This is a genomic window from Asticcacaulis sp. AC466 (assembly GCF_000495815.1).
Classification (GTDB): Bacteria; Pseudomonadota; Alphaproteobacteria; order Caulobacterales; family Caulobacteraceae; genus Asticcacaulis.
Window position 1 is genome coordinate 159,448 of record NZ_AWGE01000017.1, and the last position, 8,635, is coordinate 168,082.

7 protein-coding genes are annotated in these 8,635 nt (G+C 57.8%); 3 read left to right on the top strand and 4 right to left on the bottom strand.

Annotated elements, in window-relative coordinates:
• Window positions 1–41 precede the first annotated feature (41 nt).
• Window positions 42–845 carry a hypothetical protein gene (locus AEAC466_RS38800; protein WP_031239218.1) on the top strand — a complete coding sequence of 268 codons (804 nt, stop codon included), beginning with the start codon at window positions 42–44 and terminating at the stop codon, window positions 843–845.
• A gap of 90 nt (window positions 846–935) precedes the next feature.
• Here the strand turns inward: AEAC466_RS38800 and AEAC466_RS38805 are convergent, their stop codons facing one another.
• The 4 genes from AEAC466_RS38805 to hfaA all read right to left on the bottom strand — a co-directional run bounded on the left by AEAC466_RS38805 (window position 936) and on the right by hfaA (window position 6,751).
• A complete protein-coding gene (locus AEAC466_RS38805) occupies window positions 936–3,848 on the bottom strand; it encodes a M16 family metallopeptidase (protein WP_023459319.1) in 2,913 nt (970 codons plus the stop codon).
• 215 nt (window positions 3,849–4,063) lie between these two features.
• A complete protein-coding gene (gene hfaD, locus AEAC466_RS38810) occupies window positions 4,064–5,269 on the bottom strand; it encodes a holdfast anchor protein HfaD (RefSeq protein ID WP_023459320.1) in 1,206 nt (401 codons plus the stop codon).
• Window positions 5,235–6,290, bottom strand: coding sequence for a holdfast anchoring protein HfaB (hfaB, locus tag AEAC466_RS38815; protein WP_023459321.1), 1,056 nt, complete (start codon window positions 6,288–6,290; stop codon window positions 5,235–5,237). The genes hfaD and hfaB overlap by 35 nt, the downstream gene beginning before the upstream one ends.
• Complete coding sequence (gene hfaA, locus AEAC466_RS38820; RefSeq protein WP_031239220.1) at window positions 6,290–6,751, bottom strand: holdfast anchoring protein HfaA; 462 nt, start codon at window positions 6,749–6,751, stop codon at window positions 6,290–6,292. The genes hfaB and hfaA overlap by 1 nt, the downstream gene beginning before the upstream one ends.
• A 237-nt stretch (window positions 6,752–6,988) precedes the next feature.
• Between hfaA and AEAC466_RS38825 the strand changes: the two genes are divergently transcribed.
• Together AEAC466_RS38825 and AEAC466_RS38830 are read left to right on the top strand one after the other, a co-directional pair.
• Window positions 6,989–7,666: a rhomboid family intramembrane serine protease gene (locus AEAC466_RS38825; protein WP_023459323.1), complete on the top strand. Its 678-nt coding sequence runs from the start codon at window positions 6,989–6,991 to the stop codon at window positions 7,664–7,666.
• Between the two features lie 96 nt (window positions 7,667–7,762).
• Entirely contained in the window at window positions 7,763–8,194 is a 432-nt protein-coding gene (locus AEAC466_RS38830) for a CBS domain-containing protein (RefSeq protein WP_031239221.1), read from the top strand.
• Window positions 8,195–8,635 lie beyond the last annotated feature (441 nt).

Here is an 8,635-nt window from a genome sequence, read left to right on the forward strand (position 1 = left end):
GGAATGCCGAAAAGGCCAAAATAGCCATAGGAAATGTTTCAATGCGCGCAGTCTTTACGAAATTCATCGCAGTCCTACTGAGCGTAGGTGTGATGGCCTTGGCCGGTGAGGCGATGGCCTGCAACACCGGTTGTGCACCTCCGCCGCCGCCGACCCCGCCCACCAATCCAAATCCGCCTTGCGGTGGTGGCGGTTGTGGCGGTCACGGTGGTGGCAAGACCAACGTGAATGTCAATGTTAATGTCCGCGCCGGCGCGTTCGGTTCGGCTTCCGCTGGCAGCACCTCTTATGGCGGTGGCTACGGTAACTGGTCGCAGACCCCAGGCTACCCGCAGGCGGCCGGTTCGCTGAACGTCCTTACCGACGACGCCTCCGCTTTCGAGGCCTACAGCGAAACCCAGAGCTTTACCCGTCAAACGATCATCCAGGCGTCGTGCATCGACGATACCGGCGTCCCGCACCCGGCCTCCCAGGTTTTTAACGGCCGCGATATCGCCAACAACTACCGTGGCGAAGTTTATCGCTGCATCGCGGGCACCCATATGCAATGGACCTTTGCCGACTATGACGGTCAAAAGATCAATTTCGATGGCGGCAAGAACATGACCTGCGCCAAGGGCGACGCCCTTTGGTTTGAAGGCGGTGAACTGACCTGTCGTCCTCAGACGCCGCAACGTCAGTGCAACGAGCGTTCACTGCTGCGTCGTTTTGGCGTTGGCATAAAGATTCTGACCCTGACCCGTACCGAAACCATCACCAAACAGCGCCAAATCGCAGCAGCCCGCAGCACCTCGAGTGCAACGGTAATGAGCTTCGATGGCGGCGTTGGGGGCTTCGTGCAGTAGCCAACACATCAAAATAAAAGTGCGCACAAACTGAAACCCCCGCCGGTCATTCGGCGGGGGTTTTGTTTTTGGCTTTGCGCGTTAGCAGGTCTATTGCGTTGCCGTCGAGCCCTTGGCGGCTGCCGCTGGCTTTACGGTGATGCGCACTGCCTTTTTCATATCGAGATACTGGTTGGCCAGGCGCTGGATGTCGGCAACCGTGACCGCCTTGTACTGGTCTCGACGTGTGCGGATATAATCGAGCTTACGGGGATCCGTGGCCGAGCCAGCAAGGGCGTTAAACCAGTAACTATTGGTTTTCAGGTCGGTATCCATACGGTCGAGCAGCGGCTTCTGGGCGCGCAGCAGTTCGTCGTCCGATATTGGGTGGGCCTTGAGGTCGGCAACGATCTCAGCCACGGCATCATAGAAGACCTGATCGTCTTCCGGCTTCACCTGGGCTGTGACCGACAGGTACCCGTAACCAGGGAAGGTCTGGGAATAGGTGTTGCTGGCATAGGGGCTGTAGCTGATGCCCTTCTTTTCGCGCACCACGTCGATAAGGCGTAAGGACATGACTTCCGACAGCACCGACAGGCCGCGGGCGCGGCGGGTGTCGGAAGCAAAATCGGCGCCCGGCCAAGCAATGTAGCTCAAGTCCTGATCCGCGCGCCCCTGGTGTTCAAAAACGGGATTGAGATTTGTAGTGGGGAAGCTGACCTTCAAGGCATCGGCAGGAATGACCGGCTTTTCGGGCCGTTTGGGCAGGGTGCCGAACGTGCGGGCGATCTGAGCCTCGGCTTCAGCCTCGCTGATGTCGCCGACGATGACTATTTCAATCGGAGCGGTCTTGAGCTGATGGTCGATCAACGCCTTGACCTGATCATTGGTGGTGGCCATGAGCTGGTCTTGCGTCGGCATAACAAAGCGTGGGTCGTTATTATGCAGGACGGCGTTGCCGTTCATCTGGAAAACGCCGCCGGGTGTCGAATTGAGCGAGCGATAATAGTCCGGGATGAATGATTTCAGCCGTTCCAGAGCATCCGCGCTATAGGCCGCATCGGTGGTGAAGGCCATCAACAGCTCCATCTCCGTGGCGAAATCCGTCTTGTTGGTGCCGCCCGACAGGTCCATGGCGTCTTCGCCAATGCCAAGGCCGATACCGTAAATCTTGCCTGTCAGGCTGTCCTTAAGTTCAGACGCGGTCAGCTTGCCGAGACCGCCTTCGGCCAGATTGGATACGGAGGCGGCGAAGACAGGCGGCTTTGATGCCGGCGACAGGGATGACAGACCACCGGCGAACCGGACGGCAACGTTGATATCGTCGGCCTTGAAGTCCGTTGTCTTGATGGTGGCGCGCACGCCGTTAGCGAAGGTCAACTGCGTGACGCCTAGGTCTTTAATGACCTCGCGCTTGATGACCTTGGCCGGAGTGCCGAAATTCGTATAGGGCCACGGCTTGTTGACTCGGGCTTCCGCCGCAGTAAGCTTGGCGGCCTGAACGGCGTTATAGGTATCAAGGAAGGCCCGCTTGTCGAGATTGCCCAGAGTTTCGCCGGTATGCCACAATAGCGGACCGTCGCCAGCAAATAGGGGGGGGATCCCGCCGTTGATGCGGTCCAGGGTGAGGGATGGTTTCAGACTCTGGAAATAGTCCCAATCCTGCTGCGGCGAGGTGAAGACGTCTCCTTCAGCAACCGTTTGAACCAGCGATTCCGCAAGGTTGCGGCTGTTACGGGTATTTGCGCCTTGAAGCGCCTGCTTGAAATAGGACTCGACATCCGCGAGGGCACGGTCGAGTTCGGCCTGGTCTGCGCCGAACTCCACAAGCTGGCGCACAGCGGTGTAGGCGGCGACAAAAGCCTCCTTTTCCTTACCAGGTTTGGGTGTGATATTGAGCTGGGTGACTTTCGCGGTATGTTCGACGTCGTCATGGACGACTGAGGCGCCGGCGAACGGCGTATCGGGCAGCTTTGCCAGGCGTTCCAGGCGATCGTTCAGGATGGAGGTGCGCAGGCCGTCCAGGAAATCCCGCGTCTGACTGTCGTTTGTCTGGTAGGTATTGTTGACAGGCTGGCTCCAGGTCAGGGATAGCGACGCGCGAAGGCCTTTTTCGGTATAGGCGTCTGAAGTCAGGCCCTTGGGCTTGTACGACCCGAAATCTGTGACGCGGATAGGGGTGGCGGGAGCGGTCCAATCGCTGAACCTCGCCTTGATCTTCGCTTCCATGGCGGTCGGGTCGAAATCGCCGACAAGAACCAGTGTAGCCTGTTCGGGCCGGTAGAAATTCTTGTAGTAGTCGACGAAATGGTCTCGTTTGGCGCTCTTGATAATGTCGGTCAAGCCGATAGGCAGACGCACGGCATATTTTTGACCGTCGAAGGCCGATTTGGCCCATTTCATATAGGCGTGTCGGCTCGGACTGTCGCTGGAGCGCTCTTCGCCCAAGATAACGCCACGTTCGCGGTCGATGGCGTCGTCGGCCAGGGTAAGGTTGCCGGCGGTTTCACGCAACAACATCAGGCCCGTGTCGAGATCGTCTTCGGCCACCTTGGGCAAGTCGAGTTCATACACGGTTTCGCCGAAGCCGGTATGGGCGTTGGTGTCCGCGCCGAACGACAGGCCGTGGCGCTCTAGGATCTTGATCATGTCGCCTTCGGGGACATTCTTGGAGCCGTTGAAGGCCATGTGTTCGAGAAAATGCGCCAGGCCCTGTTGCGAATCGTCTTCCATCAGGGATCCGCCGTTGATGCGAAGGCGCATGGAAGCCGTGCCCGGCGGGGTGGCGTTTTTCAGGATGATGTAGGTCATGCCATTGGGTAATTTACCGAAGCGAACCGCCGGATCGGCTTTAATGTCCGAATGGTTCTGGGCAAAGTCGACGCCTTTGGAGATATCTATAACGGGGGCGCTAACCGCCGCCGAGATCGCCGGTGTTTCCGCGAAACTCGATATCGGCGTCAATACCGTGGAAGTGAGCGCCGCAATAACAAAGGCGGACAGCAGGTTTTTCTTTATCAACATAGGGTCGCTCCGTAATTCGCCGGGAGACTGACCTAAGTTTATGTCCGAATAAAGGGAAATTATACGAAACCGCCCCATCCGCGCGATATTGCCGGCACATAAGATCAAATCGCAACGAGCCTGTCGTATGTCCAAGTTGCGTGCGTCTGACATGCAAAAGCGCGCCATCCCAAAATGACGCGCTTTAAAGGGGCAGGGCCGGGTGTGCCAGCGCGTTAATTGCCGACGTAATAGGTGGCGCTGTTGCCGGTAGCCCGGGCGGTCGAAACAACTGACCGTCCCCGCGCGACGTTTGCTGTTGCAGTGGCGTTGACGTCGGAATTATTCACCTGCGTGTTGTTGACACCCATATCCGCCTGGCAGGTGGAGCAGGCATAGGCGATCGCCTGATTGCCGGTAGCTTCTGCGCTCACATAGCCGTCGTACCCGACATTGCCGTCGAAGGCTGCCGATACGTCCACACCGCCCGACGAGATTTGAGTATTGTCGACACGCAGATAGACATCGTTATTGCCGGCGGCCATCTGATTGCCAATCCCTTGGGCCGTCGCATAGGCCGCGCCGTATTGATCGGCCTGGACGACCGCCTGAGATTGCACAGCCCCGAGTTGGCTTTGGGTATTGGTTACGACCAGCGAGCCGCCCTGGTTTTCCAGATTAACGGCGTTCCCGACAGCCCGCGACGTCGCCGTCATGTTCCAGACGTTTCCGGCATAAACTTCGGACCTCGCCTGCGTCATGCCGGTCTGGTCCTGCGTAACGTCGTGCTCCTGGGAGCCGCGATCCCCGCTGTAGGCGCCGTAATAGTTATTGGTGGCCGATGCGTTGTACGCATTTGGCGAGGGAGAGTAATGCACGGTTGCCGATACGTTGGCGTGTGCATCGCTGCTTGAGGTTTGCCACGACTTCGAGTCGAGGCGTCCGTTGCTGACTTCGTAAGCGGTATGATTGACCTCGGCCGTGGCATTGCCTTCGCCGCTGACATAGATGGCGTTGTTGGGCGCCTGGATGTCGGTGGTGGCGACCACTTGCGCGGCGCTCGATTTCTGGGTCGTATCCGCCGTAAGATGCGCGGACTGCGCGTTGCCGGACGCATAGTTCCCGATGGCTTGGGTCGTCGCGTATACAGGCGTACCGAGCGACAAATCCTCGGAGCCGGTATTGGTGCCGTTGATATGCGCTTCGGCGGTCACGTTGCCGCGAACGAACTGATACGAATAGACGGTCGCGTCATAGGCGTTGTTGCCCGTTTGCAGGGCATTGCCCGTGGCGTAGCTTTCGGCCTGGGTCAGGCCATCGTTCTGCACCACGTTCAAAGTCTGAGTGGCCGTAACCGCGCCTTGCTGGTCCTGCGAGTTATTGATCTCGCCGTCCGTCAAGGTCTGACTAGTAGCGGCCGTCGCTGCGAGCAGTGTCAGCACCGCGGTGCTTGTCGCTAGCAATGTTCTGCCAACGGGCCGGGTCAGCGCGCGTACCAGCATTGTTCGTCTCCAGATTATCGTAGGCCGGGGTCAAGCCGCCGGTGGTGCCCAGGGTATCGTTGTAGAGAAAGTCGTTTTGCGGATCGAGGCAGACCTCAGGACCCGAGGCACCGTAAAGGTTAGCCATGAATTCCAGCGTTGCGCGCTCAATCATGGCGCGGACCGCCAGTTGCATGGGTTCAAGCGCACCTTGACCACCGGAGATGTCGAAGATATTGCCGTTCAGGATGTCGAAGACGCCGGCCTTCACTTCCTTGCCGACGATCTGCTTCTGATAGGAGATGACGTCAACGACTTCCAGCGTCCGCGTATCGACCAGACGCAGGTCCAGCGCGACGTTCATGACGTAGGTGCGTCCATAGGCCATGCCCTTTACGCCCGCGTCCTTGACTTCGCCAGCATAGGCGTCGACGCCCGATGAGCGGATATTGTAGTTCAGTTCGGTGATGCCACCGACGATGAAGAAGTCCGAGCCGGCGACTTGGCCGGCCATGATCTTGCGGTAATCCGCCGGCTGGGTCGGGTTGGCCAGCGGCGCATCGGTGATGAGCTTGTTGTTGGCATACTTCAGTTCAAGTTCGCCGACGGAGGTGTCAAAGCGTTCGACCTGGCGTGCGCCGGCCTTGGCCAGGGCCGTCATGGCCATAAGCGAAGCGCCCTGGGTGATTTCTCGCCCACCTTCCAGCGACACCTTGCCGGTATAGTCCGAAATACGTCCCACGGCGAGGCGCGGGGAGGCAAGGCGGTGGCTACGGGCATAGGACCCCAGACAGACAAGCGCATCCGAATAAGCCGTTGCGTTCGCGGTGACCGGCGAGGCGCCGATCGGGTTTTTGTAATTGCCCGTGGCGTTGACGCTCGGTGTGGTCATGCAGCCGGTCAGGGCGACGCTCACGGCGGCGGCGCTGATGAGACCCAAAGCGAGACGCTTGTAAGCCGGTTTGCGGGGTTGCGTGGTCATCAGAAGTTCACCTGTCCGGTTAAGTCGGTTGATAGCGTGCCCTTGGCGCCGGTTGCAGTGCTACCGTTGGCCGTGGCGGTCACGTTGCCGTTGTTGGTTTGTGTCGAATGGATGATGACGGTGTTGTAATTGCCTTGAACGACGACCGAGAGGCTGTTGCCGATAGCCGTGGCGCCGCCGAGCGAGCCCGCGCCCGAATAGGTGTCGCCGACGCCCAGGGTCTTCGAATAGGAGTAGACGCTGTTGTCCGTGCCGGTGGTCATCATACCGTCGATGAGGACGCGATTGCCGTTGGCATCGCGTGTCGAGGGATCGATAGGGTTCTGTAACTGGTTGCGGGTCAGCCCGTAACCGGTCTCGTAGGGGGAAACGCTGCCGCTCATGCTTTGGGCACCCGCGGTGCCGGACATAGCGGTCAGACAAGCAACGCTCAATAACGCAACAGTTTTAGTTAATGACATGGGTCGCTCCAGGGTCTGCGGCCAGAACGCCTCAGACACGGCGAGGACCAGCAATTTGGATGCCACAGTCGGCTAGAACTTTAAAAAATAGGTGTATTTTTGTGAATTTGGCCCACTTAATTCACTTTAACAGGGTTTTTTCGCCCATGAGTTCCGCGGTCCCCCTGTCAAAAGGGGAAATTCGCGGGCATATATAACCAAATTGAACCAGTTCCCGATCAGGACAAGTCCCAGAATATGACAGACGACGCGCAGCCGCCCGCTAATGAGCCCGCCTTCAATGCGCCGCTGATGGTTATTGTCCTGCCGCTCTTGATTATCGCCGTTTACGTTTTTCAGGTATGGATAGGCCCCGAGGCAAACGCCCTGCTGGTGGAAAGTTTTGCCCTTACGCCCATATTGTTGCGTCAGGGCAATTTTGATCTGTTGTTTACGCATATATTCTTGCACGGCAGTTGGACGCACGTTCTGTTCAATGCGTCCGCCTGCTTGATCTTTGCGACGCCGCTTGTTCGTGCCTTCGGCAAGGGGGCAGGGGCGGCGCTGTCCTTTTTCGCTCTCTTCCTGCTTTGTGGCGTTGCTGCGGGCCTTGGGTATTGCCTGCTGAACATGCGCTCGAACATGCCGGTCGTCGGTGCGTCTGGAGCGATTTATGCACTAATTGGCGCATCAAGCCGCATCGTCGGGGTGCGTGGCGAAAGCGGCGGGGTGCTCCCTTTAACCAACCAGCGGGTTATTATGTCCGCCCTTGTTTGGTGTGGGTTGAATCTGGCTACGGCGCTGCTGCCCTATATCCCCGGTGTCGGCAACCTCACCATCGCCTGGCAGGCGCATATTGCTGGATACCTATTCGGCCTGTTGATCGTCGGTCATTGGCTGAAGGCTTTTCATCCCGGATTCTTCACGAGAAATTGAAACGTCGAGCCGTAGTATGAGTTGCGTTTTGTTGGCTCCGGCGTGACCCTCCATCTCTCAGGCTGAATACAGCCGTTTCCCCTGGGAGGGATGTCCATGCTGATCAATCAGTTACTTAATGCCAAGGGGCGTGAAGTTTACACGGTTACGCCCGATGATAGTTTGTCGTCGGTCGCTGCACTTCTATATACGCGCAAGGTTGGCGCATTTGTCGTGACGGATCGCAACGACCGGGTTGCTGGGATTGTTTCCGAGAGAGATATCATAAGGGCCATTGCCACGTCGGGCGCCCAGGCATTGGGGCAGCCTGTCGGCAATATCATGACGCGTGAAGTCTTTTCCGCCCTGCTTGGGGAAACGGTCGATGCCTTGCTTGGGCGCATGACCGATAGGCGTATTCGGCACCTGCCGGTTATGGAAGGTGATCGCTTGGTGGGCATCGTATCTATCGGCGATCTTGTGAAGGCGAAGATTGCGGCGACCGAGCACGAGGCCCAGACACTAAAAGCCTATATAACGGCGGGTTAGAGAGCTAAAGCGCAGAGACTCTTTTACGCGTCCTCCCGGCAAGGTGTGGACAAGAGTCGTTTTTATGAAATTAGGGCTTGCCAGTCCGGGCGTCTATCCATAGATAGCGCACCTCGCTGTTACGCACCTTCTGGTTCGCGACGAAAGCGGACGGAACGACTTGGTTCTGTCGTTTTGAGTCGGTTAAAACTCAATTAACGCTTGATGTCGCCGCCAATTGGAGTTACAACCGCGCTTCTTCCGATTCCGACGATGTGGCGACGGATTATCAGTTTGATGATCCTGAAAAACGTTGTCGTTCTGGGTTCAGGCAGTCGAAAACGACTTGTGGAAAACTTAGAAAATTGGTTGACACGAATTCGGCGTTTCGGTAAATGAGCGCCTCCCTCGATAACGGGTTTAAAGTTGTCCACTGGTGGCGGAAGCCGCTGCCGGTGATAA